23 protein-coding genes are annotated in these 26,077 nt (G+C 35.6%); 17 read left to right on the forward strand and 6 right to left on the reverse strand.

What is annotated here, in order from left to right; translation table 11 throughout:
* The first annotated feature begins 36 nt into the window (after positions 1-36).
* Positions 37-504 (forward strand): type ISP restriction/modification enzyme, encoded by a 468-nt coding sequence (locus OLM61_RS14325; protein WP_264523318.1) that lies wholly within the window; start codon positions 37-39, stop codon positions 502-504.
* A gap of 51 nt (positions 505-555) precedes the next feature.
* Here the strand turns inward: OLM61_RS14325 and OLM61_RS14330 are convergent, their stop codons facing one another.
* The 3 genes from OLM61_RS14330 to OLM61_RS14340 form a co-directional block, all read right to left on the reverse strand.
* Entirely contained in the window at positions 556-942 is a 387-nt protein-coding gene (locus tag OLM61_RS14330) for a secretion protein (RefSeq protein ID WP_264523319.1), read from the reverse strand.
* A gap of 364 nt (positions 943-1,306) precedes the next feature.
* Positions 1,307-1,714: a T9SS type A sorting domain-containing protein gene (locus OLM61_RS14335; RefSeq protein ID WP_264523320.1), complete on the reverse strand. Its 408-nt coding sequence runs from the start codon at positions 1,712-1,714 to the stop codon at positions 1,307-1,309.
* 511 nt (positions 1,715-2,225) lie between these two features.
* Positions 2,226-2,645, reverse strand: coding sequence for a secretion protein (locus tag OLM61_RS14340; RefSeq protein ID WP_264523321.1), 420 nt, complete (start codon positions 2,643-2,645; stop codon positions 2,226-2,228).
* 449 nt (positions 2,646-3,094) lie between these two features.
* Here OLM61_RS14340 and OLM61_RS14345 point away from each other — a divergent pair, with 449 nt between their 5' ends.
* The 4 genes from OLM61_RS14345 to OLM61_RS14360 all read left to right on the forward strand — a co-directional run bounded on the left by OLM61_RS14345 (position 3,095) and on the right by OLM61_RS14360 (position 7,956).
* A complete protein-coding gene (locus OLM61_RS14345) occupies positions 3,095-3,967 on the forward strand; it encodes an AraC family transcriptional regulator (RefSeq protein WP_264523322.1) in 873 nt (290 codons plus the stop codon).
* 211 nt (positions 3,968-4,178) lie between these two features.
* Positions 4,179-6,215 carry a M13 family metallopeptidase gene (locus OLM61_RS14350; RefSeq protein WP_264523323.1) on the forward strand — a complete coding sequence of 679 codons (2,037 nt, stop codon included), beginning with the start codon at positions 4,179-4,181 and terminating at the stop codon, positions 6,213-6,215.
* 248 nt (positions 6,216-6,463) lie between these two features.
* Positions 6,464-7,333: an alpha/beta hydrolase gene (locus OLM61_RS14355; protein WP_264523324.1), complete on the forward strand. Its 870-nt coding sequence runs from the start codon at positions 6,464-6,466 to the stop codon at positions 7,331-7,333.
* A gap of 98 nt (positions 7,334-7,431) precedes the next feature.
* Positions 7,432-7,956 (forward strand): hypothetical protein, encoded by a 525-nt coding sequence (locus OLM61_RS14360; protein ID WP_264523325.1) that lies wholly within the window; start codon positions 7,432-7,434, stop codon positions 7,954-7,956.
* Between the two features lie 69 nt (positions 7,957-8,025).
* Here the strand turns inward: OLM61_RS14360 and OLM61_RS14365 are convergent, their stop codons facing one another.
* Positions 8,026-8,991 (reverse strand): TerC family protein, encoded by a 966-nt coding sequence (locus OLM61_RS14365; RefSeq protein ID WP_264523326.1) that lies wholly within the window; start codon positions 8,989-8,991, stop codon positions 8,026-8,028.
* A gap of 182 nt (positions 8,992-9,173) precedes the next feature.
* Positions 9,174-10,190, reverse strand: a complete 1,017-nt coding sequence (locus OLM61_RS14370; protein ID WP_264523327.1) for a glutamine synthetase beta-grasp domain-containing protein — start codon at positions 10,188-10,190, stop codon at positions 9,174-9,176.
* A gap of 428 nt (positions 10,191-10,618) precedes the next feature.
* Here OLM61_RS14370 and OLM61_RS14375 point away from each other — a divergent pair, with 428 nt between their 5' ends.
* From OLM61_RS14375 to OLM61_RS14420, 10 genes are all read left to right on the forward strand, one after another.
* A complete protein-coding gene (locus OLM61_RS14375; RefSeq protein WP_264523328.1) occupies positions 10,619-12,808 on the forward strand; it encodes a glutamine synthetase III in 2,190 nt (729 codons plus the stop codon).
* 396 nt (positions 12,809-13,204) lie between these two features.
* Entirely contained in the window at positions 13,205-13,831 is a 627-nt protein-coding gene (locus OLM61_RS14380) for a hypothetical protein (protein ID WP_264523329.1), read from the forward strand.
* Between the two features lie 66 nt (positions 13,832-13,897).
* Positions 13,898-14,377, forward strand: coding sequence for a hypothetical protein (locus OLM61_RS14385; RefSeq protein WP_264523330.1), 480 nt, complete (start codon positions 13,898-13,900; stop codon positions 14,375-14,377).
* 4 nt (positions 14,378-14,381) lie between these two features.
* On the forward strand, positions 14,382-15,116 hold the full coding sequence (locus OLM61_RS14390) for a curli production assembly/transport protein CsgE (protein ID WP_264523331.1): 735 nt from the start codon (positions 14,382-14,384) through the stop codon (positions 15,114-15,116).
* 88 nt (positions 15,117-15,204) lie between these two features.
* A complete protein-coding gene (locus OLM61_RS14395; protein WP_264523332.1) occupies positions 15,205-15,648 on the forward strand; it encodes a curli assembly protein CsgF in 444 nt (147 codons plus the stop codon).
* Between the two features lie 60 nt (positions 15,649-15,708).
* A complete protein-coding gene (locus OLM61_RS14400; protein ID WP_264523333.1) occupies positions 15,709-17,085 on the forward strand; it encodes a CsgG/HfaB family protein in 1,377 nt (458 codons plus the stop codon).
* Between the two features lie 87 nt (positions 17,086-17,172).
* Positions 17,173-18,660 (forward strand): carboxypeptidase regulatory-like domain-containing protein, encoded by a 1,488-nt coding sequence (locus OLM61_RS14405; RefSeq protein WP_264523334.1) that lies wholly within the window; start codon positions 17,173-17,175, stop codon positions 18,658-18,660.
* 156 nt (positions 18,661-18,816) lie between these two features.
* Positions 18,817-19,995 carry an AIR synthase related protein gene (locus OLM61_RS14410; protein ID WP_264523335.1) on the forward strand — a complete coding sequence of 393 codons (1,179 nt, stop codon included), beginning with the start codon at positions 18,817-18,819 and terminating at the stop codon, positions 19,993-19,995.
* A gap of 187 nt (positions 19,996-20,182) precedes the next feature.
* On the forward strand, positions 20,183-20,539 hold the full coding sequence (locus tag OLM61_RS14415) for a hypothetical protein (protein ID WP_264523336.1): 357 nt from the start codon (positions 20,183-20,185) through the stop codon (positions 20,537-20,539).
* Positions 20,540-20,635: 96 nt separating this feature from the next.
* Positions 20,636-21,241 (forward strand): GNAT family N-acetyltransferase, encoded by a 606-nt coding sequence (locus OLM61_RS14420; RefSeq protein ID WP_264523337.1) that lies wholly within the window; start codon positions 20,636-20,638, stop codon positions 21,239-21,241.
* A gap of 778 nt (positions 21,242-22,019) precedes the next feature.
* On the opposite strand, the gene OLM61_RS14425 is transcribed toward OLM61_RS14420, so the two are convergent.
* On the reverse strand, positions 22,020-22,643 hold the full coding sequence (locus OLM61_RS14425; protein ID WP_264523338.1) for a M949_RS01915 family surface polysaccharide biosynthesis protein: 624 nt from the start codon (positions 22,641-22,643) through the stop codon (positions 22,020-22,022).
* 176 nt (positions 22,644-22,819) lie between these two features.
* Here OLM61_RS14425 and OLM61_RS14430 point away from each other — a divergent pair, with 176 nt between their 5' ends.
* Positions 22,820-25,147, forward strand: coding sequence for a GH92 family glycosyl hydrolase (locus OLM61_RS14430; protein WP_264523339.1), 2,328 nt, complete (start codon positions 22,820-22,822; stop codon positions 25,145-25,147).
* 169 nt (positions 25,148-25,316) lie between these two features.
* Positions 25,317-25,763, forward strand: a complete 447-nt coding sequence (locus OLM61_RS14435; protein WP_264523340.1) for a hypothetical protein — start codon at positions 25,317-25,319, stop codon at positions 25,761-25,763.
* Positions 25,764-26,077 lie beyond the last annotated feature (314 nt).

The raw sequence follows: 26,077 nt of genomic DNA on the forward strand, positions 1-26,077 counted from the left end.
ATAATCTAACTTTATAAAGATTTAGAGGACGGCAGTATGAGAATGGAAGACTATTTAAGTAAAATAAATAATTTGCGTCTTGTAGAACATAGAGTTGGGCTTTGTGTTAATGCTGAGTTGGAGGAGCTTATTTTAAAAATAGCGTTAGAGAACAGTCAAAGCTATTTTACGCTGGAGGTGCTTTTTCAAAAAACAAACAATAATGGTATGGTATTAAATCCCGAAACGGTTCAATTCATTGCAAATTGTTACGGCTTGATGTTTATGGACGAGAAAGTAACCGGAAATGTTTGTTTTGCGCACAGTCAGGAATTGCGACCTGAGTTTAAACAAAGCTGTACGACAATTGATGTTTTAGATTTAAGTTATGCTATTTTGCATTCGTCACTTTATTGCGAAGATTTAAAAATCAATGAGCTAAAAATTCCTGTACCGCAAGATGTTGTTGTGTTTTGGAAACTAGTTCAAATAGGGAAGGAATTACGAGGGAAAGAAAAGGAATAAACAAAAAAAGCATCAGCCCGGCTGATGCTTTTCAATTTCAAGTAAAAACAATTAGCGACGGAAAGCAGGGCTTTTATTCACTGATTCGTCCATCTTTACAGTTTTTGATTTCTTAGTAGAAACCTTAATTTCATGTTTGGCAACTTTACCATTTTCTTTTACTTCCAGGATGTAAGTTCCGGCAGGATATGCCTCTAAACTTAAAGTTTTTGAAGTCTCTAATTGGTTTGAAGCAGCTTCTCCTGTGTAAACCAAATTATTGTTTTCATCATAGATAGTAAAAACTGATTTCTCAATGGAGTTTAAAGTAAAACTAACTACCTTTCCATTTCCGGTTTTTATATTCAAAATATAATCCCCTTTTCCATCAAATGCATACGTAAAAATTGTTGTTAGAAATACGGCAACAACTAAGCCCACCTTCGTTAAATTTGTCATGTCTTTTTTAATTGTTTATTACTCATTTTGCAACGCGTAAAACTACAAATAGAAATTTAATTTTATGCAAAAAACTTACTTTTTTCAATACTTAAATTGCTGAATTAAAGATGTTTCTGTGTTTTACCTGAACTATGTACGTATTTACTGGGATGATGGATGTTTTTATTTGCTATTTTTTTAATAGTGTAAAAAATACCTTTTTGTAATTATTAAGAATATTTTTCTAAAATTATAAAGATCAGTTGTTTGAGATTAAAAATGAACATAAAAAAACAGCTCGATAACGACAAAGAGCTGTTTAAAATGTACTATTTTTACTAACTAGATAAACTCACTTTTATACTGTTGAAGTATAAACTTTTTAGCGTACTGCTACGCTTGTTTTTTTGGCAGAAAAACCTGCTTTATAACTGGATGAAATTGCTTTTCTCGACAATACAGTTGTAGCATCGGTAATTGTAATTTCATGTCTTACTTTTTTTATACTATCCTCCACTTCTAAGAAATAGGTTCCTGCCGGAAGTTCTTCCAGGTTAAAAGTTCTCAAAATGCCTTCTTTACCTGAAGCGTTTTCAGAATAAAGTACACTACCATCTTTATCATAAATCGCCAGGTTTGCTTTTTGCACTTTGTTAAGGGCAAACGTAATCAGCTTTCCGTTGGCTTTTAATACATGAAGATTAAAATCTTCATTCCCGTCAATTGCATACGTACTCATTCCTGTAAAAAGCACTGCACATACTAAACTTAATTTTAAAATCTTTTTCATGACTTTTGTTTTTTAGATTAATAGTTCTAATTCTCTGATGCTAAATTACTTCGGAGATGGTAATTTTCTCACAACTCTATTTTCTTATTTATATGCTATATTCTCATTTACGAAACCGTTATAGGTTAAATTATGAATTATTTTAAGTGTTAGTGTTAATTCTGTGGTTATATTTTAATGTTTTGTAAAAGTTAAGATAATGTATTTTTGCTTCTCTTTCTTACAAAATGTATTTTAGGATTTAACCGCAAGGTGCGCGAAGTTTTTTTATCCCAAATTATGCGTAGTAAACGCAAAGTTCGCAAGGCTTTATCAATAATTAGCTTTGCGAACTTTGCGTTTGTATAAAAAGATATATAAAAAAGCCTTACGCACCTTGCGTTTAAGCTGCTTAGTTTATAGGCAAAAAAAAACAGCTCAATAACCACAAAGAGCTGTTTTAAAACAATCACGTTTTTACTTTACTAACTATCTAACCTCATTTTTATACTTTATGCGAGTATAAACTTTTTTAACGTACTGCTACGTTTGAATTTTGAGCAGAGAAATCTGCTTTGTATGTTGATGAAACTGCTTTAGAAGATAACACAGATTTGTCGTCGGTTATCGTAATTTCATGTCTCACTTTTTTAAAACTGTCTTCAACTTCCAGAAAATAGGTTCCTTCCGGAAATTCTTCTAAACTAAAAGTTCTTAAAATTCCGTCTTTGCCTGAAGCATTTTCGGTATAGAGTAAAGAACCACTTTTATCATAAATACTCAAACTGGCCTTGTGTACCTGGTTCAGAGCAAACGTAATGAGCTTTCCATTGGCTTTTAATACATGAAGGTTAAAATCATTATTGCCGTTTTCATTTCCGTCAATGGCGTAAGTGTTCCATCCGGTTAAAAGTACTGCACAGACTAAACTTAATTTTAAAATCGTTTTCATAGCTTTTAGTTTTAAATGATTGGTTCATTTCTCTGAGGCTAAATTACTTTGGTATCAGGTTTTTTTTCACAACTCTATTTGCCTATTTATGTGCTGTATTCTCATTTACGAAACCGTTATAGGTTAAAATTTTAATTATTATTGGTGTTTTAGTTAATTAGGTTGTTATTTTTTAATGTTTGGAGTTTTTTTAGTTTTTTGAAAAACGTCTTTAATTCTTACAGAAATGTTATATGTTTATAAAAAGACGGGTTTAAATAGTATATGTTAAAAAAAAGAATCAAAAAATTAGGAGTACTAAAAAAAATGGCGCAATAATCGTAATTCGAGATGTAGGTTTTTTTTGCTTTTTCATGAGATATTCTCATTTACGAAACCGTTATAGGTTAAAATATGAATTATGTTAGGTGTTTTTGTTAAATTTGTTATTATTTTTTAAAGTCATTATCATGAAGACGATTGCCCCAGCTCTTGAAGTGATATCTAATTCTTACGGAAGCTCATTTACCTATACCAAACATGCTGAGAAAACCAACAGCAAGGCACATATATGGCATTACCATCCCGAAATTGAGTTGGTTTACATAAACGGGGGCGCGGGAAAAAGACAAATAGGGAGTCATGTTTCGTATTATACCAATGGCAGCTTGCTTCTGATCGGGGCAAACCTTCCGCATTGTGGTTTTACAAATGAACTAACCGGAAATAAAGATGAAACCGTAATTCACATTAAACCTGAATTTTTAGGGAATGATTTTTTCGCCGGACCCGAAATGAAAAAGGTTCGAAACGTCCTGAGTCAGTCAAAGGGTGGAATTGCTTTTGGTGGAGAAACCAAGAAAAAGGTAGGTGAACGAATCGAGATGATGGAAAATCAACTTCCGTTTGAGCGCTTGTTGACGCTTTTAAGTATTTTGGATGAATTAGACTCATCAGAAGAATATACCATCCTGAATGCCGACGGTTTTTCGCTAGAATTGCAAACGCAGGACAATGACCGAATGAATGTAATTTTTAATTATGTGAAAGATCATTTTCAGGAATCGATTGCTATAGACGAAGTCTCGAGTTTGATTAGCATGACGACACCTTCTTTTTGTCGTTACTTTAAAAAAATATCCAATAAAACATTTACGGAGTTTGTAAACGAATACCGTTTGGTACATGCTTCAAAACTTTTGGCAGAGAAACCTATAAGTATTAATGAGGTGTGTTATGAAAGCGGGTTCAATAATTTTAGTCACTTTAGTAAATCTTTCAAGCAGTATACCGGTAAAAGTGCTTCGCAGTACCGTCTCGAACATAAAATTATTATTAGCTAAAGGAATATTGCTATAGGATATGAAAGAAGTAAAAGCTTGTTTTATATTTTTTGGAGTATGAAATCGAGTTTTTACAGCTCGTATCTTTTTTTTTATGAATTTACTTATAAAGGTTGTTGTTATAAAATTTATATTTACAGGCTTGTTGTACTTAAAATGTAACCAGTTGGTCAGGAATAGACCAATACAATCAACTAAACTTTATAACTGCATGAATTTATTTAGAAAACGAATTGCATTTTTTCTTGTTGGAATGGCTTTTTTAAGCTGTAGCAAAAAAGAAACCGTATTTTCAGATCCACTGCTAACCAACCGCGACACCACGGTAAATCCTGCGGAAGATTTTTTTAACTATGCTAATAATGGCTGGTTTAAAAAAAATCCTATTGCTGCTACTGATAGTAATAATGGTATCATGAGAATTGTGATGGATACTATTAACGAACAAATTAAAAGTATCTGTGAAAATTCGGCAAAAGATGAATCCCTCGCCAAAGGCAGCAACAAACAAAAGATAGGTGATTTTTACGCTTCAGGAATGGATACCACTGCGATTGAAAAAGCTGGTTTGTTTCCGTTAAATACAGAAATTAAAAAGATCAGTGAAATTAAAGATGTTTCGAGTCTGGTCAATACAATTGCACATTTACAAACTGTTGGAGCAGATCCCGGTTTTTCATTTTATGTTGCACAGGATGATAAAATCAGCACCAAGTATGCGTTGTTCTTCGGACAAGGTGGTATTGGAATGGGGCAAAGAGATTATTATCTGGATGCTGATAAACGAAATGTCGAAATTCGTGCAGCATACTTGGCACATCTTAAAACCATGATGCGTTTAACAGGGGAAGAAGAAGCGCTTGCAGCAAAAAATGCGGCAACAATATTGAAGCTTGAAACCGAACTGGCAAAAGCATCCCGAAAATTAGAACAGTTACGTGATCCAATCAAAAATTACAATAAATTAAGTATTGACCAGTTCAATGCTCTAACATCCAATATCGATTGGAAGAAAGTGCTTCCGGTTTTAGGGGTAGCCAAAGCCGATTCAGTAATTGTTGGGCAACCGGAATTTTTTAAAGCCCTAAATTCGACTCTTAAAAGTTATTCCATCGACGAATGGAAAACGTATCTGAAATGGAATCTTGTAAATCGTTATTCTTCTTATCTGAATTCGGCCATTGAAAAGCAAAATTTCAAATTCTATTCTACAGTATTAAACGGTGTGTCGACGCAAAAACCAAGATGGAAAAGGGTAGTAGAGCAAACCGATTCGTCTTTGGGGGAATTGATTGGACAGGTATATGTTGCCGACTATATGCCAAAAGGGGTGAAAGAGAAACTACTCGAAATAGGAAACAATATTCGTGATGTATTTGCTTCGCACATTAAGAAGTTAGACTGGATGAGTGAGGCTACCAAGCAAAAAGCGTTGTATAAACTGAGCAAAATGGTAATGAAATTAGGCTATCCGGACAAATGGAAGGATATGAGCCAGCTTTCTATAGACAGAAGTTCGTACTGTGGAAATGTAATGAAAGCCAATGTTTGGGAGTATAATTTTATGGTGAACAAATACGGTAAACCGGTTGACAGAAACGAGTGGGTTATGCAGCCACAAACCTACAATGCCTATTACAATCCGAGTAATAACGAGATTGTAATTCCGGCCTGTAACATTATCGTCCCAGGTTACGAGGGACGTATGCCGGACGATGCTGTGTTGTATGGAATCATTGGAGGTTCGTTTTTTGGACATGAGATTACACATGGTTTTGACGATCAGGGAAGTCAATACGACGAAAAAGGAAATTTAAACAATTGGTGGACAGCGGAGGATTTGAAGAAATTTAAAGCCAAAACACAATTAATTGTAGATCAGTACAACAAATACAGTATACTGGGGAAAAATGTAAACGGAGATGCTACCCAAGGTGAAAATATTGCCGATTTGGGTGGTGTAATTATGGGGTACGAAGCATTTCAAAAAACAGCACAATATAAAAACAAGGAAAAGATCAGCGGATTAACCCCGGAGCAACGTTATTTTTTGGCCTATGCCTATTCCTGGATGATCAACAGAAGGAACGAGTCAAAAATTAATCAGATTATGACCGATGTACATGCGCCTGAACAATTCAGGGTTAACGGGCCGTTGAGTAATATTCCGGAGTTCCATAAGGCATTCAATGTCAAAAAAGGAGATAAAATGTATCAGCAGGATAACTTACGAGTAGTAATCTGGTAATGCTTATCTTTTCAAAATATCAAAGCCATTCGTTTCAACGAGTGGCTTTTTTTTTGCCACGAATTACGCGAATTAGATGTGTGAATGTTGGTGGAAATTTGTGAAATTCGTGGCAAAACTATCTTCCCAACCTAAATAGAAAAAATCCAACAAATTCCTCATTTCTGTGTCAAAAAAACGACCGGATTTTTCATATGGTTCATTTTGAAAAAGTTATATTTACAATCCTTAATCAGAAAAATTTAAATATGAAAAACTTTAGAATTTTAGTATTTGCTGTTTTTTTGGGCGTTACTTCAATGAGTTATGCGGCAAAAGTAGATACGTTACAAGTTGCGAGTACAGCCATGAGCAAAACCTACAAAGCTGCGGTTGTTTTGCCAAATTCGTATGCAAAAAGCAAATCGGCATTTCCGGTGATGTATTTACTGCATGGGGCTTACGGACATTTTAGCGACTGGCTGAAAAATACACCCAATAAAAAATTAGTGCAGAATTTATCCGATCAATACAATATGATTATCGTCATGCCTGAAGGAGAAACGTTTAGTTTTTATCTGGATAGCCCGGTCAATAAAGGAAGTCAGTTTGAAACCTTTATCACACAGGAAGTGATTCAGAAAGTAGACAAAACCTATCGAACCATAAGCAACAGAAATGGAAGAGTCATTACAGGGCTTTCGATGGGAGGGCATGGTGCTTTGTATTTGTCTGCCAAACATCCGGATTTGTTTTGTGCGGCAGGCAGTATGAGTGGCGCAGTAGATATGAGTGTAATGTTAAACAGAGATGCATCGGGACAGATTGTAAAATTAATGCAGCCCGTTTTTGGGGATAAAAGCGACAGTTCTGAAATGTATGCACAATATGCTGTAATGGGGATGTTGGACAAATTAAAAGCAAATAAACTTCCTTTAATTATAGATTGTGGTGTCGATGATTTTTTGATAGAACCCAATAGAGAATTACATCGAAGATTGGTTTATAATAAAGTAGATCATGATTATACCGAACGTGCGGGAGCACATACCTGGGATTATTGGGAGAATTCATTGTCTTATCATGCTTTATTTTTTAATAAAATACTACTTAAAAATCAGCAGGTTACGAAAAAATAATAGAAAATTCTAACAAGAACGGCGCGAAATATTTTTTTTGGTTTGATTTTTGGAATACCTTTATATATATTCTAAAAACAAGTAATACCACAGAAATTATGAAAAAGATACTTACACTTTTCGCAGTTGCAGTCGTTGGACTAATCGGATTTTCAAGTTGTGAAGGACCAGAAGGACCTATTGGTGATCCGGGACCTGCGGCAGAAGTTTTTGAACTTCAAAATGTAAATTTTAGCTTTAATAGCACTGACGGTTATAATATCTATCAGAAATTGACACCGGCGATTTTTGATTCCGATGTACTTATAATTTATAGATTGGCAGGAACAGTTAATCCAACTACTCCAATCTGGCAGCAAATTCCTAGAACAGTTTATACTTCAAAAGGGGATTTCGATTATGACTTCGATTTTAGTAAAAACGATTTTACCATTTTTGCAGGAGGAAGTTATGATTTGGCTTTGACGCCTGAGTTTATAAAAAACCAAACTTTTAGAATTGTAATTGTGCCGGGAGCATTTTCAAGTACAGGTAAATCAGTTAATAAAGCCGATTACTCTGATTACAATGCGGTTATTAAAAAATACAACATTGATGATAGTAAGGTTAAAGTGCTAAACTAATCATTAGAGTATGATATAAAAAAAGGAGATCGAAAGATCTCCTTTTTTTTGTTTATGATATTTTTAATTCTATTCCGGATCTGCATCTGTCAATTCTTTTTCTTCTCCGAATTTTAAAGAAACCAGGATTCCAACTAAAAGAGAAAGGGCAATGAATGCCAAAGAAGCCCATTCCGGTACGTGGAAGACATCGTGAAGCAGCATTTTTAATCCTACGAAACTTAAGATCGCAATAAGGCTGTACTCCAGATAACTGAATTTTGCCAGCATATTGGCTAGGAAAAAGTACATCGAACGCAATCCCAGAATAGCAAAAATATTAGAACTGAATACTAAAAATGGGTCAGAAGTAATGGCGAGGATAGCGGGTACACTATCTACCGCAAAAAGAACGTCCATGAATTCGATTACAATCAGAGCGACAAATAATGGGGTTGCAGCTTTCTTAGCTGTTTTTGTGCTGATGAAAAATTTCTCTCCGTCCATCTGCGAGGTAATCGGAATAATTTTTCCCAGTGTTTTGTAGATAAAAGAGTCTTTGGGCTGAAAATCTTCATTGTCTCCGGTGAACAGCATTTTGATGGCTGTAAAAAGCAGGAAAGCACCAAACAAATAAGTTGTCCAGGCAAACTTATTGATAAGCATTACTCCAAAGAAAATCATTAATCCGCGGAAAATAACGGCACCCAGGATTCCCCAGAATAAAACACGGTGCTGGTATTTTTGAGGTATCTTAAAGGAAGCAAAAATAATCGCGATCACAAAAATATTGTCAACGCTTAGCGATAATTCAATCAGGTAACCGGTTATAAACTTCATAGAAGCCACGGCGGGTTTCAGATTGTCGGGATTTGCAATATAATCGGTAGTGTACAGCCAGTAAATAACTCCTGAAAAAAGAAAAGACAGGGTTACCCAGATAAGAGTCCATTTACTTGCTTCTTTAGTACTGATGATGTGTGGGTTTTTGTTGAAAACGCCTAAGTCTAAAGCAAGAATAAGTGCGACAGCTATTAAGAAGAAAATCCAAACCATTAGGGTGCTTTTTTAGTGATTCACAAAGATAGTTTTTATATTAAATCTAAAAATGAATTCTTGAAAAGTTAACGGCAAATTCCTGTAATTTATTCCCGTTGTCCGGATTTTAGAAAATAGGCCGTATAAAAAAAGTGCCCTTCTAAATGGAGGGCACTTTTGAGTATGATATACTTTAAGAATTACAATGCTGATTTTACAGTTTTGATAATTCTGGCAGCGATTTTATACGGGTCACCGTTTGAAGCAGGTCTTCTGTCTTCTAACCAGCCTTTCCAGCCTTTTTGTACCGTCATTAACGGGATTCTGATTGAACATCCTCTGTCTGAAACACCATAAGAGAAATCATGAATAGAAGCTGTTTCGTGTTTACCAGTCAAACGTTGGTCGTTATAAGCTCCGTAAACTGCAATATGCTCAGCAGTAACAGGACGGAAAGCCTCACAGATTCTTTCGTAAGTAGCCTGATCTCCACATGTTCTCAATACTTCGTTAGAGAAGTTAGCATGCATACCTGAACCATTCCAGTCGGTATCTCCAAGTGGTTTTGGGTGGTATTCGATATAGTAACCGTATTTTTCAGTCAAACGATCTAATAAGTAACGGGCAACCCAGATCTCGTCTCCGGCTTTTTTAGCTCCTTTAGCAAATAATTGGAACTCCCATTGTCCGCAGGCAACTTCCTGGTTGATACCTTCAAAGTTAATACCGGCAGCGATACACAAATCAGCATGTTCTTCTACTAATTTTCTACCATGTGTATTTTTTCCACCTACAGAGCAGTAGTACATCCCTTGTGGAGCTGGGTAACCTCCAACAGGAAATCCAAGAGGAAGTTGAGTTTTAGTATCCATGATGAAGTACTCTTGTTCGAATCCAAACCAAAAATCATCATTATCATCGTCAATTGTAGCTCTACCGTTAGAAGGGTGTGGTCTTCCGTCAGCATACATAACTTCTGACATTACCAGGTATCCGTTAATACGTGTTGGATCCGGATAGATTGCAACTGGAACTAAAAGACAGTCAGAAGATCCGCCTTCGGCTTGTTTGGTTGATGAACCGTCAAATGACCAATTCCCAAGTTCTTCTAACGTTCCTTTGAAATTTTCGTGCTCTTCAACTTTAGTTTTACTTCTAAGATTTTGGGTTGGTTCATATCCATCTAACCAAATGTATTCTAACTTAATTTTAGCCATAATAATATAAATTAATTTTTTTGTTTTTTTTCGTTGGGTCAAAGATAGATTTATTTTTTCACTCCTAAAAATTAGGGGGCTATTTTGTTTTGAGTGTTACTATTTTTTAGATAAGCGTAATTTTTGAAGGGGTATATTTTTAAAAAAGTAATTTTAGATAGTGTAAAAAGGCAAATTCGTAAAAATGAGGGCCTGTTTTTAAATTTTTAAACTATAGAATTGTGAAAAAATGTTGATTTAATGAATAATACTGCGGCATTTTGTTATATTTCTTTGAATCAAATTCATTATTCTTTGAAAAAAGCGTTTAATGTTGATAAATCGTTGGATAATATTCTAAAGTTTATGTTTCAAAGAGGGGAGTTTATTGTTTATATTTGTTTCTCTTTTTTTAATGAAAATAATTACAAATTTTTAAACTTATATACATGTCAACATTACGTTTCCAAGCTTTACAAGAAGCTTCTACAAGAAAGCCGGTACATTTTGAAGAAATAGACAGAAAATCGAACATCTTTGGTTCAAATGTGTTTAATGAAAAAGCAATGAAGCAATTTTTAACTTCTGATGCTTTAAAAGGAGTGAGAGATGCCATTCAACATGGGACTAAAATAGACAGAAAACTGGCCGATTATATCGCCATGGGGATGAAAGAATGGGCATTATCAAAAGGGGTTACCCATTATACACACTGGTTTCAGCCTCTTACAGGAACAACTGCAGAAAAGCATGATGCCTTTTTTGAAACGTCTTACGACGGAAGCGACCCTGTAGAAAAGTTTGGAGGAGCGCAATTGGTGCAGCAGGAACCAGACGCTTCAAGTTTTCCGAATGGCGGAATCAGAAATACATTTGAAGCGAGAGGGTATACTGCCTGGGATCCAACTTCTCCGGCATTTATTTACGGTACCACTTTGTGTATTCCAACCGTATTTATTGCTTATACAGGAGAGGCTTTGGATAATAAAATTCCATTGTTAAGAGCTTTATCTGCAATGGATGAAGCGGCGACTGAAGTGTGTAAATATTTTGATAAAAACGTAAAGAAGGTTACCGCTACTTTGGGCTGGGAACAGGAATACTTTTTAATTGATAAAGCATTGGCCAATTCCCGTCCCGACTTAATGATGACAGGAAGAACCTTATTAGGACATACTTCGGCAAAAGGACAACAGTTAGACGATCACTATTTCGGATCGATCCCAACTCGTGCGTTAACTTATATGAGAGACTTAGAGCAGGAGTGTATGTTATTAGGTATACCTGTAAAAACACGTCACAATGAAGTAGCACCTAACCAGTTTGAATTAGCTCCAATTTTTGAAGAAACCAATCTGGCAGTAGATCACAACTCTTTATTAATGGATGTGATGCAAAGAGTAGCGGAGCGTCACGATTTTAAAGTGCTGTTTCATGAAAAGCCTTTTAAAGGAGTAAATGGTTCCGGAAAACACAACAACTGGTCGTTGGCAACAGATACAGGAGTTAATTTATTGAGTCCGAGTAAAACGCCAATGAGCAATCTGCAGTTTTTAACCTTCTTCATCAATACGATTAAGGCGGTTAACGATTACGAAACTTTATTGAGAGCTTCTATTGCGACGGCCAGCAACGATCATCGTTTGGGAGCTAATGAGGCACCTCCGGCAATCATCTCTGTTTTTATCGGAGCGCAATTGTCTAAAGTATTGTTGGAATTAGAAAGTGTAACCACCGGAAAATTATCTCCTGAGGAAAAAACAGATTTAAAATTAAACGTTGTCGGAAAAATTCCGGACGTTCTTTTAGACAATACAGACCGTAACAGAACTTCGCCTTTTGCCTTTACAGGAAACAAATTTGAGTTTAGAGCTGTGGGGTCGAATGCCAACTGTTCAAACGCAATGACTACCCTGAATGCTATTGTGGCCAAACAATTAAAAGATTTTAAAATAGAAGTAGACGGTTTAATTGAATCTAAAGACATGAAGAAAGACGATGCGATCTTTAATGTTTTAAGAGAATATATCAAGCAGTCTAAAAAAATCCTTTTTGAAGGAGATGGTTATAGTGATGCCTGGGAAAAAGAAGCGGCTAAAAGAGGGTTGAGTAATTTTAAAACCACTCCGGAAGCGATTAAAGCGAAAGTTTCTAAGCAAGCTTTGGAATTATTTGACGAACTCGGAATTCTGAATCACGTTGAAGCGGAAGCGCGTTACGAAATTGAATTGGAAGAATACACTAAGAAAATCCAGATCGAAGGAAGGGTATTAGGGGATATCGCGAGAAACCATGTTATTCCAACTGCTATTCGCTACCAAAATACTTTAATTGAAAATGTAAAAGGGTTAAAAGAGATTTTTGGTAAAGAGTTTGAAACCATTGCAAAAGAACAAATCGTTCTGATCAAAGAAATCTCAGGTCATATAGAAGGAATCAATTCTAAAGTACTGGCGATGACTAGTGAGCGAAAAACAGCAAATCAATTGACCGATGCACAAAAAATGGCAGAAGCGTATTGTAACAAAGTAAAACCTTATTTTGAAGACATCCGCAATCACTGTGATAAATTAGAATTGTTAGTAGATGATGAAAGCTGGACTTTGACGAAATACAGAGAATTGTTGTTTACCAAATAACATTTAGCATATACACTTTCTTAAATCCTGTCTTTTCCAAGACGGGATTTTTTTTATGATTTTGTTAAAAAATTGATATTATGATTTTGTTTTAACAAATGTCTAAGTCAAATTGTGATCAAATTATGAAAAGTAGCTTTTTTCCTGCTAAGAAAAAAACGCATTAAAGTAGTTCATCGAGATAGTTTTACAGTTCATCGAAAAGTAATTAAGATATTGGAAAATAGGTATTTATACCTGTTTTGGTTGGTGATAAGTTTTCTAATTTTGATCATGAAGAAAGAAAATAAGAGCTTTGATTTTTATTTTTGAATGAAGATTTTGAGTGCATGATTTCCCTAAATCATACTGACCTACGTAATAAATTGAATTAATAACCAATTAAATATATTTATTATGAAAAAAGCAATTTTAAGCATCTCCGCGATGCTGTTTGTGGGAGTCGCAGCTTTTGCGCAAGGTAACATGAGTGATGTGGACCAGACAGGTTTATTAAATGGTGCACTAGTAATTCAGGTAGGAGCAACTAATAGCTCAGATGTTGACCAAATAGGTATTGCCAACGTTGCAATTGTAGGACAATATGGAGATGATAATGAGTCTACTGTTGGACAATTAGGAGGAGGAAATGTTGCTATAGTAACACAAATCGGAGACAATAATGACTCTAGCATCGCTCAGGGAATCTGGTTCGGTAATCTTGCAGTTACTACTCAAATTGGAGCTTACAACAATTCTGATGTATTACAGATTGGTAACTTCAATACAGCTACTACTAATCAATTTGGTCTTGCCAATAACGCTTTGACACTTCAATTCGGAAATGACAACACCGCATCTACAGATCAATTTGGACTGTTTAACAATGCAGCTACTTTACAATTAGGCTGGGACAACACTTCTAGTATTCAACAATACGGAGCCGGCAACTTTGCAGCCACTGCACAATTTGGAAACGATCATATGAGTACAGTTACTCAAACAGGTTTCTTAAATGGAAGTGTAGTAATTCAATCTAACTAAGAATAAACCAGGAAAAGGAAGAACTTGAACTATTAAGTTCTTCCTTTTTTTAAATTACAAAAGGTCATGAAACGTTTAGCCACTTTTATCTTCTTACTAATCACAGGGATTTTATTCTCTCAAGTAATTGATGTGAATAGAGGTGACTATTTATTAAATGAAGCCTACAATCGCAATCAAAATCAAACAGTAAATCAATACATCAGAAGCAGCAACATCGTAACTGTTGCTCAAATTGGAAACTACAATCAAGCCAATTTAACCATCATAAGTAATAATGCTTATGTTACCGCACAACAGACAGGCAATAATAACTACATGAATGTCTACAAATATGCTGATGAAATTAATCAGTCCTACACACAAACAGGCAATAACAATTATATAAATGATACTTCGATGTATTCGCGTGGAGTGACTTCCATGGCAATCAATCAGTACGGCAATAATTTATCGGTAATCAGTACCGGCTCAAATTCGATATCTAAAGATTTAATAATTAATCAAACGGGAAACTCGGGGACAATTTACATATTCAATCGATAGTATCATGAAAAAGTATTGGAGCATATTGATTATTGTTTTTGCTATTTTTTTTTCTGAATCTGGATTTTCTCAGGAAGTTCACATTGAAGTAAAAGCCAAAATAGAAGTAAAAGAAATAGAAAATTTACTTGCTATTACGGGAACTGCAGAAAACTTAAAATCGCAGTTTAAGAACATATCATATAAATTGACTGTATTTAAAAAAAACAAAAAAAACTCGAATAAATCAAATAATGCGCAGGACGGAAGAGTCACCCTGGAACCGATTCAAAAAGTGGAACTTTCTAAAACGCAGGTTAATTTTACACCAGAAGATGAAATCATAATATTGCTATTAATTTATGATGAAAAAAATGAATTGATAGGTAAAGACCGTGTTGTTTTTGGAGAAGATAAAGTATCAGATACCGGAAAGTCAATTCCTGTAGATGGAATTGAAATGATCGGGATTGTTGCTAACGATACCAAAACAAAACTGGGGAATGATTTTTATGATTTTTTTTACGCACAATATTCAAAGCTAAGAATTAATACAACTAAAATCGTGACCGTTCAGGAGGAATTGACTTTTGGACGTACAACAAAAATTACTATTCTGGTAGATGGAGAAATAGTCGAAGAATTTATTTCACGTCCGGACGAAGATTTTTTAAAATACATGGCAGAATCTGCCGCATCAAAAGCATTTAAGTATTTTAAAGACATCGAAAAACAGAATAAAATAATCACTCAGTATTAATAAATAACTCAATATTAATAATCGAGAAGTAATTTTTGTAGAGGAGTTTTTCTTTTTTTTTTAATGTAGGAAACTAAATAACAGCAATATGAAAAATTTAATTTCATTCGTATTTGTGTTGGGTTTTTGCACCGTTTCTTTCGCACAGGATCTTGCTTATAAGCCTATAAATCCGGCTTTTAGCGGTGGTGAAACTTTTAATTATCAATGGATGCTTAGTTCTGCACAGGCACAAAATGATTATAAAGAAGACAATACAAACGGATACAAGCAGCCAACAGATCTGGAGCGTTTTAAAAGTACTTTAAATAACCAATTGCTCAACCGAATTTCAAATTCATTATTTGAAGGTCAATTTGGGTCAGGTACAGGTTCTGGCGGTGGTACTGGCGGTGGCCAAGGACTTACTCCGGGTAATTATGTATTCGGAACGCTGTCTGTGGATATTTACAATTCTAACTTAGGAATGGTTGTCAATATTCTGGATATAGAAACTGGCGAGCAAACGCAAGTTATTATACCGGGTAAATAGTCTGGTATTCGATTTTTATAAAAAGTAAGTTCATGTTTTATTATTAAAAAATAACTAATTATGAATAAAACTCTCCTTTTTCTACTGTTAATAACCTGCCTACTCTTTTCAGGATGTGGCGCTTATTTTAATCAACCCGTAGGAGTTCAGAAAGCTGTTTTTGGAGAAAACACTTCTGCAACTGAACACTTAGTCGATATGCCAAAACCAAAAGAACAGATTGTGGTGGGCGTGTATAAATTTAAAGACCAGACAGGTCAATACAAAGCGACGGAAGTTGGAAGCACATTTAGCACAGCAGTTACTCAGGGTGCTACTTCTATTTTAATAAAAGCACTTCAAGATTCAAAATGGTTTGTTCCTATAGAACGTGAGAATCTGGGAAATTTATTAAACGAACGAAACATTATCCGGTCTACACGTCAGGAATATGAAGCAAAAAAAGAAGGCAGTGAAGCAGTATTGACGCCTTTACTCTTTGCGGGAGTTTTATTAGAGGGCGGTATTATTTCTTATGACACCAATATTATTACCGGAGGTTTTGGAGCCCGATATTTTGGCGCCGGAGGTTCTACGCGATACAGACAAGATCGGGTTACGGTATATTTAAGATTGGTTTCTACCTCAAACGGAAAAATACTAAACACGGTTTATGTTTCTAAGACCATCTTATCACAAAGTATAGACGCCAGTTTATTTCGATATGTAAATCTAAATCGACTTTTGGAAGTAGAAACCGGTTTTACCAGAAATGAACCCATTCAGCTGGCAGTTACAGAAGCCATAGAAAAAGCCGTTGAAGGTCTTATTGTAGAAGGAATCAAAGACAAGCTTTGGGAAGTGAATGCGCCTCAAAATCAAATCGATAATTTTGTATCAGCCTACGATAAAGAAAAAAGCGAAGCCGATCTGGCCCAATTATACGATAGAAATTTAGAAGGCAAAAGAGGCCGTTTTGGTATAGAGATCTCCGGTGGAACAACTATTATACAAGGCGATTATAAAAGTCCTGAGCCGCGTCCAATGGCCAGAGGGGCTGTGAAATATTTTTTCACTCCGGCTTTTAACATAAGCGCTTCAACCAATGTATTCAAAATTCAGAATAAAGGAAAAGACGATTTGGGGTATATATCTACAGATCTCAATCTCGAATGCACCATATTACCTCGTGATATTCTGACGCCCTTTATTTATGGGGGGTACGGATTTGAATTTAATAAGGACTACAAAAATTTCCATAGTAAAGTTCAATTTGGAGGTGGTGTCGAATATATGGCTACCAGTCAGTTAGGAGTAAAATTATTCGCAGAATATAATATGGCCTTTAGCGACAATGTCGATTATATCGTAAGAGGTAAAAGAGATGATTATTACTGGAAACTTGGTTTGGGACTCACTTATTACTTCCCAAAAAGTTTCAAGCATAAGAAAAAATAGTTCGGCAGTATAATGCCAAAGAGCGATATTTTTTCAATAAAAAATAGAGAAAAAAGTCAAGATAAGTTTAACCAAATCAAGACCGCAATGAAAATAGGACTAAAAATATTGATATGCTTTATGCTTTTGATTTCTTGTAGTGAAGATCAAGTCGATGAAACAGGAACAGGAGCAATAAAAGGAAGAGTAGTAGATGCGCGAACATATGAAGGAATAGAAAACGCACGTATTTCTTCAAGCCCAACTACGAGTACCGTATTTTCGGATAAAGACGGATATTTCGAGATAGATAAAATAACATTGGGAAAATATTCTTTTCAGGCCCAGAAAGATGGTTTTACCGCCAGATTTGAACCTGCCACTGTTGAGAAAGACATAACAGCTCAGATTATTTTTGAGTTACAAGTCTCTACCGCCAATAACAAACCACCAGATGTTCCCGTACTAACCGCACCTACAGACAATGCTACAGCACAGCCTCTGACCGTAGATTTAACCTGGACAGCAAAAGATCCGGAATCAGATCCGATGACCTATACCGTTACGGTGAAAAACGGAACAACAGACGAAACTAAAACCTATGCCAATCTAAAAGAAACAAAACTTAACATTTCAGGTTTAAGTTTTAGTACAAAATACTATTGGCAGGTAACCGTAGACGATGGAATTAACAAACCCATAAATAGTGTCACAAACTCCTTTACGACTTTAGCATTTCCAAATCCGAGATATTTGTATGTTAAAAAAGTAAAAAATAACAATGTTATTTATACAGCCGATGAAGCCGGAAACGAACTTCAATTATCCTCTGCCGAAGTAAACAGCTACAGACCGAGAAAAAATTTAAGCATCAACAGAATTGCTTATATAAGTTCTGACGGATCATTAAATCAAATATTTACCATGAATCCGGATGGTACCGATGTCAAAAAAATTACAAACTTTATACCGATAGCAGGATTTAATATGGAGTATGTTAATTATTGCTGGAGCACCAACGGAAGACAAATTATTTATCCAAATTTTGACAGATTGTATCGCATTGATTCTGACGGATCGGGATTGGTTCAATTGTTTAAAACGCCAAACGGAAAATTCATCTCAGAATGTGAATGGAGTCAGGACGGGTCACAAATTGTACTTAAAGTAAATGATATGTCAGGATACGGTGTTGAGATATATGTTATCAATACCGCCGGTGATGTATTGTATCAGGTGCTTTCCGGAGTAACGGGTGGTGCAAGTGGTATTAGTATTTCTGTAGACAATAGTAAAATTGCCTATACCAGAGATATTTCAGGATTCGAAAATTCGACTTACAGACGATTAGACTCCAGAATATTTATTTACACAGTCGTGGATAATACTTCAACCGAATTGGCAAGTCAAAAACCAAATGGATTTAATGATTTCGATGTAAAATTCTCTCCAAATGAAGCGGAGCTGATTTATGTCAATACATCAAATGATGGTTTATCAGCCAACACTATACAAAAAGTTACTATTTCTAGCAGCAATAGTAATGGTTCTCGAACAACACTGTTTCAGAACGCCTCAATGCCGGATTGGAGGTAAAATACTAAAAACTCAATTTTTGATAACCAATTTTATTGAAAAAAATCGGCAGTGCCTAAAAGCTTGCCGATTTTTTTTGTGAATCAGACATACGAATCAATCAAAGAATTAAAAAAAGGGATTATCTTTGCACCACATCAACACAAACTAAGTTACATGAGTTCAGATTCTAGCAAAAGGTACGCACAAAGAGGTGTTTCGGCATCAAAAGAAGACGTACACAACGCCATAAAAAATATTGATAAAGGTTTATTCCCGCAGGCATTTTGTAAAATTGTACCTGATTATTTAACACAAGACCAGGAGCACTGTTTGATTATGCATGCCGATGGTGCCGGTACAAAATCATCATTAGCCTATATGTACTGGAAAGAAACCGGAGATATTTCAGTTTGGAAAGGAATTGCTCAGGATGCTTTAATCATGAATATTGATGACTTATTGTGCGTAGGGGCAACCGATAATATCTTGCTTTCGTCAACAATCGGAAGAAACAAAAACTTAATTCCGGCTGAGGTCATTTCGGCGATCATCAACGGTACCGAAGAACTAATCAACGAATTAAAATCTTTTGGGGTAACCATTCATTCAACAGGAGGCGAAACTGCCGATGTAGGTGATGTTGTTCGTACTATTATTGTCGATTCTACGGTAACTGCTCGTATGAAACGCAGTGATGTCGTAGATAATGCCAACATAAAAGCAGGAGACGTAATTGTTGGATTGGCTTCTTTTGGTCAGGCTACTTACGAAAAAAGCTATAACGGAGGGATGGGAAGCAACGGATTAACTTCTGCACGTCATGATGTTTTCGGAAAATACCTTGCGGCAAAATATCCGGAAAGTTACGATGCAGCTGTACCCGAAGAATTAATCTATTCAGGACAGGTAAATTTAACCGATGCTGTCGAAAACAGTCCAATAAATGCAGGACAGTTGGTACTTTCTCCAACCAGAACGTATGCGCCAATTATCAAGAAAATTTTGGATACTTATACGCCAAAAGATATTCACGGAATGGTGCATTGCAGTGGAGGAGCTCAGACTAAGATTTTACATTTCGTTCAGAACTTACATATTATAAAAGACAATTTATTTCCGGTTCCGCCATTGTTCCAGTTAATTCAGGAGCAATCTAAAACCGATTGGAAAGAAATGTACCAGGTTTTCAATTGCGGTCACCGTATGGAAATTTATGTTCCTGAAAACATTGCACAAGATATTATTGCAATTTCAAAATCATTTAATGTAGACGCACAAATTGTTGGTAGAGTAGAAGCAGCAACTGCTAAAAAACTTACCATTACCAGCGAATACGGAACATTCGAATATTAATATTTTTTGAAATAAAGACACAAAGGTTCTGAGTTGCAAAGGTTTTTATGCTGGAGTTTATCACAGAACCTTTTTTTATTAATCATTGGCTTTTTTAGAAGCTAATCCCGCTATTCGTTGCAATCTTTTGTGCCGAACCCCGTCACAAAAGGATTTTCACTTCTATCGGGGCTAAAAACATCAAATCATGTACGAATTACTTTTTTGGAGATATTTAGAAGAGGTTTATTTAAACCATCATGAAGTTTATGAAGCCCTTGTGGAAAAAGAAGAAGTAGAAGGTCTTGAGACCCTTCCCGTTGAAGTTATCTTAAACCGAATCAACTCAGTTTTTTCTCAATGGGAGAGAGTGGACGAAAATAGTTGGAAAAACAACGGAGGAAAAGGAGCTTTTCAGGTCATTACGACACCACAAAGCATCAAAATCGATTGTTACGGAACCGAAGGAAAAACCATGAACAAACTGGTTTCTTTGATGGAAGAATTCAAATGTCCGTTATACGATCCGCAAGTTCCGGAGCGTTATGACGAAATGAGTGAATAAACTATCAATTTTGTAAAACTTTGCGAATCTCTGTGAAATAGTTTTTAGATAAAGTAAATAGAAGACTTTATAGTGAGCGGTTCAAAAAAAAATCTCATGACAACATCAAATTTTAATTTCTCCGATACTATAATTTTAGAAGACGAGTCCGTTTTATTGCGCCCTTTACAAGAATCTGATGTCGATAATTTATTGGAAATTTCGATCAACGAACCGGAAACCTGGAAGTACTCACTCGTAGGTGCAGATGGAAAAGAAAATCTGATCCAATACATTCAGCTGGCGATAAAAGCACGCGAAAATCAAAAAGAATTTCCGTTTATAGTTTTCGATAAAAAAACTCAAAAATATGCAGGTTCAACCCGTTTCTACGATATGAATCTCGAATATAAAACACTTCAGTTAGGATTCACCTGGTACGGATCGGCATTTAGAGGTACCGGACTGAACAAACATTGTAAATTTTTATTGCTGCAATTTGCCTTCGAAACACTTGGTATGGAACGAGTAGAATTCCGTGCCGATAATAATAACGAACGCAGTATTGCTGCGATGAAAAGCATCGGCTGTAAAGTCGAAGGTGTTTTAAGAAGTCATATGCCAACCGCAAATAGTGATGTTCGCCGTGATTCCATCGTTTTAAGTATTTTAAGAAACGAATGGTTTGATGAGGTAAGAGAAAATTTAAAGCGTAAGCTTTAAAAAGAGGTGCTAGCCTCGATTCATTTGGTACAGCCAGATTTTAATCCGGTTAAAACGGAATGGGAAGAAAAGAGGAACCATTGGTTCGTCCTATTTTACAAACCCATTGTGGATTTGTAATTTGCCCAAAAATAAAATCTGTCGTCATAATATGTGCCGTTCCTACGGAACTCTTGGGTGGGATGCATTATTTTACAACGGATTAAAATCCGTTGCTACGATATGTTTCGTTCCTACGGAACTCCTTAATACAACATCTAATTTTGTAATAAATGAAGATATCTCCCTAAGAAAAGATTTTTTTGATGAGGTAAGAGAAAAAAGCGTAAGCTTTTAAAAAAGAGGCGCTAGCCTCGGCCCATATTGTAGGGCCGGATTTTAATCCGGTCAAAACGAAATGAAAGGAAAAGAAGAAGCATCGGTTCGCCCCATTTTACAAAACGTATAATTTGGTAAAAATAAAGCGTAAGCTTTTAAAAAAGAGGCGCTAGCCTCGGCCCATATTGTAGGGTCGGATTTTAAACCCGGTCAAAACGGAATGGAAGAAAAAGAAGAAGCATCGGTTCGCCCCATTTTACAAAACGTATAATTTGGTAAAAATAAAGCGTAAGCTTTAAAAAAGAGGCGCTAGCCTCGGCTCATATTGTAGGGCCGGATTTTAATCCGGTTAAAAACGGAATGGAAAGAAAAGAAGAACCATCCGGTTCGCCCCATTTTATTTACAGAATTTAAGAACACAATTCATTAGAATTTTAAAATTTGGATTGGCATTTAATTTCTATCCGTCTTTCAAAATTAAATTTTGTTCTTTTCTAAGTTTGACAACCAATTGATCAATATGGGTTTTTATTTTTTGCGGTAAAGAATTCCAATTATTGTCTTTTTTAAAGCTCCTGCAATAATCCAGATCACATTCTACGGCGCGAATCACGTACTTTTTGTTTTGGTATACCGTAATAATTTTGACACGTCTTATCTCATTGTACTCTGTTTTTGTACCGTAAACGATTACGGGATCGATATATCCGTCTCCATCAAGATCTTTGGTACTGCTGTATTTTGTCCAGAACCAGATATTTGTTTCTTTGGGATCATAATCTTCCAGTAAATCATTGATTCGCCATTTTTCAAGAAAACCTCCATGATCATTAAGGACATAAATGGCCTGTATTTTTGTATTTAAAGTGTCATTTTGGGTGATTGTTTTTTGATTTTCGCAGAATAGCAATTCATAAACCCCACCTTTATCGGAACACTCGAAGGCTTTATAGATTGGAAAATCAGAAAGATTGTTGAGCTCTCTTTGAGTGATTTCTTTTTTTGTTAGTCTGTGACTTTCTATTTTTTGTGCAGAACTGAATGTACTATAAAAAAGAATCCACAATAAAATATATTTTTTCATGTATGTTATGACATTTTGCAGAATCAAAGATATTTAAAAGCTTTTGAGAATGGATCATTTTATATTTTTTAAAAAGCATATTTTGTTGTATTTTTCAAATCTGAAAGTATTGATAAATCGATTTAGTAGATGCCAGATACTGCTTTAAGCAAAAAATAATCATTAAAAGAAAACTAATGAATAGAATAAATTGTAAAAATTTTGTTTTTGGATTATCCTTTTTAATATTTGGTTGTACCGTAAATGCTCAGAAAAAACCGACTGAAAAACGAGATCTGATTCAGTACGTTGATCCGATGATTGGGACAGCCAAAATGGGACATACCTATCCCGGCGCAACAGTTCCGTTTGGAAGTGTGCAGTTGAGTCCTGAAACTGATACTATAGCTTACAGTACAAATGGGAAATACAATGGAGATGTCTATAAATATTGTGCGGGATACCAATATGAAGATAAAACAATTGTAGGGTTTAGTCACACTCATTTTAGCGGGACAGGGCATTCTGATTTAGGCGACTTTTTAATTATGCCCACAACAGGAAAGTTACAATTGAATCCGGGTATTGCTTCAAAGCCGTTATCGGGTTACCGATCGGCATTTTCTCATACTACCGAAAAAGCAGAGCCGGCCTATTACAGTGTGCTACTGGAGGACCATAAAATCAAAGCGGAACTAACAGCCACCACACGTGTAGGAATGCATCAGTACACCTTTCCAAAGTCGGATGAAGCTCATGTGATTTTGGATCTGACTTCCGGAATTTACAATTATGATAAAAAAAATGTATGGACTTTTGTTCGTGTTGAAAATGATACTTTGATTACGGGTTACCGCCAGACGAATGGCTGGGCGAGAACCAGAACGGTTTATTTTGCGATGAGCTTTAGTAAACCTATTAAAAGCTACGGTCAGGCGGTATCAGAAAAAAGTGTGTACAGAGGTTTTTGGGGTAGGTTTGACCAGACGAAAAACTTCCCCGAAATGGCGGGTCAGAACTTAAAATTGTTTTTTGATTTTAACACGGAAGAAGGAGAGAAAATCAAAATCAAAATGGCTTTATCACCTGTAAGTTCTGCCGGTGCACTTGAAAATATGAAAAAAGAAGTTCCGGGCTGGGATTTCGAAAAAGTTAAAAAACAAAGTCAGGAAATCTGGAACAACGAGTTGAATAAAGTTCAGATTGAAACCATTCAGAAAGAAGATTTGGTGAATTTTTACACGGCGATGTACCACGCCTTTTTAGGACCAACCGAATACATGGATTTAGACGGGAACTACAAAGGTTTGGATATGAACGTTCATAAAGCCGAGAACTTTAAAAATTATACCAGTTACTCGTTATGGGATACCTATCGCGCTTTGCATCCGTTATTCAACTTAGTACAGCCGGGTCGAAACTCGGATATGATTAGTTCTATGCTGGCACATTCAGACCAAAGTGTGCATAAGATGTTGCCTATCTGGTCGCATTATGCCAATGAAAACTGGTGTATGATCGGCTATCATTCTGTTTCTGTAATTGCGGATGCGATTGTAAAAGGCAATACAAATTTTGATGCTGAAAAAGCACTTCAGGCGTGTGTGAACACTGCAAAAGTACCTTATTATGACGGATTGGAATATTATATGACAAAAGGTTATGTGCCTGAAGACAAAAACGGTGCTTCGGTTTCAAAAACACTCGAATATGCTTATGATGACTGGGCGATTGCACAGGCAGCAAAAAAGTTAGGCAAGACAGAAATTTATAAAGAGTTCATCGAAAGATCTAAAAATTATAAAAATGTTTACGATGCTAAGACGGGGTTTATGCGTCCAAAGCTAAATGACGGAACTTTTAAGAAAGAATTTGATCCGTTGGATACACACGGACAAGGTTTTATTGAAGGAAATTCATGGAATTACAGCTTCTATGTACCACAGGATCCCGCCGATATGATCAAATTGATGGGTGGGAATGAGAAGTTTAAAGTTCGTCTGGATTCTTTGTTTAACATGCATTTACCGGACAAATATTTTGAAAACACAGAAGATATTACAAGAGACGGAATCATCGGGAACTATGTTCATGGAAACGAGCCTTCTCATCATGTCGTTTATTTGTACAATTGGACGAATTCACCATGGAAAGCTCAGGACAAAATCAGGATGATTCTGAAAAAAATGTACCGAAACGGAGCCGATGGTTTAGGAGGAAACGATGATTTTGGACAAATGAGTGCCTGGTATATTTTTAGCAGTTTAGGATTTTATCCGGTTGCTCCGGGTTCTGATGAGTATGCATTGGGAAGTCCATTGGTGAAAAAGGCGATTTTTAATTTAGAGAACGGAAAGAAATTTGAAGTCGAAACGGTAAATCAATCCGATAAAAATGTGTTTGTGAGTAAGGTGATTTTAAACGGAAAACAATTGGACAAGCCTTTTCTAAAGCATTCGGAGGTGATAAACGGTGGAAAAATTATCTTTTATATGAGTGCCAAACCGAATAAGAAACAATATTAATTTTATATATGTCAGGCTGAGCGAAGTCGAAGCCCTCTTTTTTGTGGTGAAGTTCTTTCGACTTCGCTCAGTCTTACGATGTGTAATATTAAAATTTGAGAAAATTTGTGTAATTCATAGCGGAACAACAAGAAACTTCACGAAATTTGCACTTTAAATAAAAGTAAATATGAAAGTAAATCTAAAATCAGGAATTGATAAGTTGCTTTTCGGCATGAAGCAGAATGATGTTACAGCTGCTTTAGGAAAGCCTGATAAAAATTATAAAGACGAAGATGATAATGTAATTTTTGTATACAATGCGCAAAAAATCAGATTGACGTTTTATCAGGAAGAAGACCTGAAATTAGGTTATTTAGTAGCATCAAGCAACGATTTGGATGTTTTTGGCTTCAAATTAATCGGAAGAAAAATTGCTGATGTCAAGAAAGATCTCGCAACAAAAGGAATTACAAAATACAATCAGGAGACTTTTGATACTTTTGAAAATTACTTTAATGAAGACAATTGGTTCATTCTTCAAACAGAATTTGACGAGGTTGTGAAGTTTGAAATTGGCGCAATCATTAACGATAAAGACGAATTTGACTGGAAATTTCCGGTGAAGAAGAAGTAGTTAAAAGCTAAAGTACGAACATGCATTGTCAGACAGAGCGAAGTCGAAGTCCTACAAGCTAAACGGTGCTACTACTTAGTCTGATAATAATAGTTGTGAAAAAACCGGCAAGTGATTGCCGGTTTTTTTGTGTTTGAATCAAAAGAAAATGGCAATCACTTGTCGGTTTTTTTATGCAAGTATTTGCGCCACTATTGTCATTCCGAAGAATGAGGAATCTCCACGAGTAACTCCGCAATGCATTGAATTGTAAAGTCTTTATCAGTCTATAGAAATAAGTAATTACTATGTGGAACTGCTTGTGAAGATTCCTC

The sequence above is a fragment of the Flavobacterium sp. N502536 genome (assembly GCF_025947345.1).
Lineage (GTDB): Bacteria > Bacteroidota > Bacteroidia > Flavobacteriales > Flavobacteriaceae > Flavobacterium.

Coding starts and splice junctions, on each gene's coding strand:
- OLM61_RS14325 (WP_264523318.1), top strand. CDS start 37: ATGAGAATGGAAGACTATTTAAGTAAAATAAATAATTTGCGTCTTGTA.
- OLM61_RS14330 (WP_264523319.1), bottom strand. CDS start 942: ATGACAAATTTAACGAAGGTGGGCTTAGTTGTTGCCGTATTTCTAACA.
- OLM61_RS14335 (WP_264523320.1), bottom strand. CDS start 1,714: ATGAAAAAGATTTTAAAATTAAGTTTAGTATGTGCAGTGCTTTTTACA.
- OLM61_RS14340 (WP_264523321.1), bottom strand. CDS start 2,645: ATGAAAACGATTTTAAAATTAAGTTTAGTCTGTGCAGTACTTTTAACC.
- OLM61_RS14345 (WP_264523322.1), top strand. CDS start 3,095: ATGAAGACGATTGCCCCAGCTCTTGAAGTGATATCTAATTCTTACGGA.
- OLM61_RS14350 (WP_264523323.1), top strand. CDS start 4,179: ATGAATTTATTTAGAAAACGAATTGCATTTTTTCTTGTTGGAATGGCT.
- OLM61_RS14355 (WP_264523324.1), top strand. CDS start 6,464: ATGAAAAACTTTAGAATTTTAGTATTTGCTGTTTTTTTGGGCGTTACT.
- OLM61_RS14360 (WP_264523325.1), top strand. CDS start 7,432: ATGAAAAAGATACTTACACTTTTCGCAGTTGCAGTCGTTGGACTAATC.
- OLM61_RS14365 (WP_264523326.1), bottom strand. CDS start 8,991: ATGGTTTGGATTTTCTTCTTAATAGCTGTCGCACTTATTCTTGCTTTA.
- OLM61_RS14370 (WP_264523327.1), bottom strand. CDS start 10,190: ATGGCTAAAATTAAGTTAGAATACATTTGGTTAGATGGATATGAACCA.
- OLM61_RS14375 (WP_264523328.1), top strand. CDS start 10,619: ATGTCAACATTACGTTTCCAAGCTTTACAAGAAGCTTCTACAAGAAAG.
- OLM61_RS14380 (WP_264523329.1), top strand. CDS start 13,205: ATGAAAAAAGCAATTTTAAGCATCTCCGCGATGCTGTTTGTGGGAGTC.
- OLM61_RS14385 (WP_264523330.1), top strand. CDS start 13,898: ATGAAACGTTTAGCCACTTTTATCTTCTTACTAATCACAGGGATTTTA.
- OLM61_RS14390 (WP_264523331.1), top strand. CDS start 14,382: ATGAAAAAGTATTGGAGCATATTGATTATTGTTTTTGCTATTTTTTTT.
- OLM61_RS14395 (WP_264523332.1), top strand. CDS start 15,205: ATGAAAAATTTAATTTCATTCGTATTTGTGTTGGGTTTTTGCACCGTT.
- OLM61_RS14400 (WP_264523333.1), top strand. CDS start 15,709: ATGAATAAAACTCTCCTTTTTCTACTGTTAATAACCTGCCTACTCTTT.
- OLM61_RS14405 (WP_264523334.1), top strand. CDS start 17,173: ATGAAAATAGGACTAAAAATATTGATATGCTTTATGCTTTTGATTTCT.
- OLM61_RS14410 (WP_264523335.1), top strand. CDS start 18,817: ATGAGTTCAGATTCTAGCAAAAGGTACGCACAAAGAGGTGTTTCGGCA.
- OLM61_RS14415 (WP_264523336.1), top strand. CDS start 20,183: ATGTACGAATTACTTTTTTGGAGATATTTAGAAGAGGTTTATTTAAAC.
- OLM61_RS14420 (WP_264523337.1), top strand. CDS start 20,636: ATGACAACATCAAATTTTAATTTCTCCGATACTATAATTTTAGAAGAC.
- OLM61_RS14425 (WP_264523338.1), bottom strand. CDS start 22,643: ATGAAAAAATATATTTTATTGTGGATTCTTTTTTATAGTACATTCAGT.
- OLM61_RS14430 (WP_264523339.1), top strand. CDS start 22,820: ATGAATAGAATAAATTGTAAAAATTTTGTTTTTGGATTATCCTTTTTA.
- OLM61_RS14435 (WP_264523340.1), top strand. CDS start 25,317: ATGAAAGTAAATCTAAAATCAGGAATTGATAAGTTGCTTTTCGGCATG.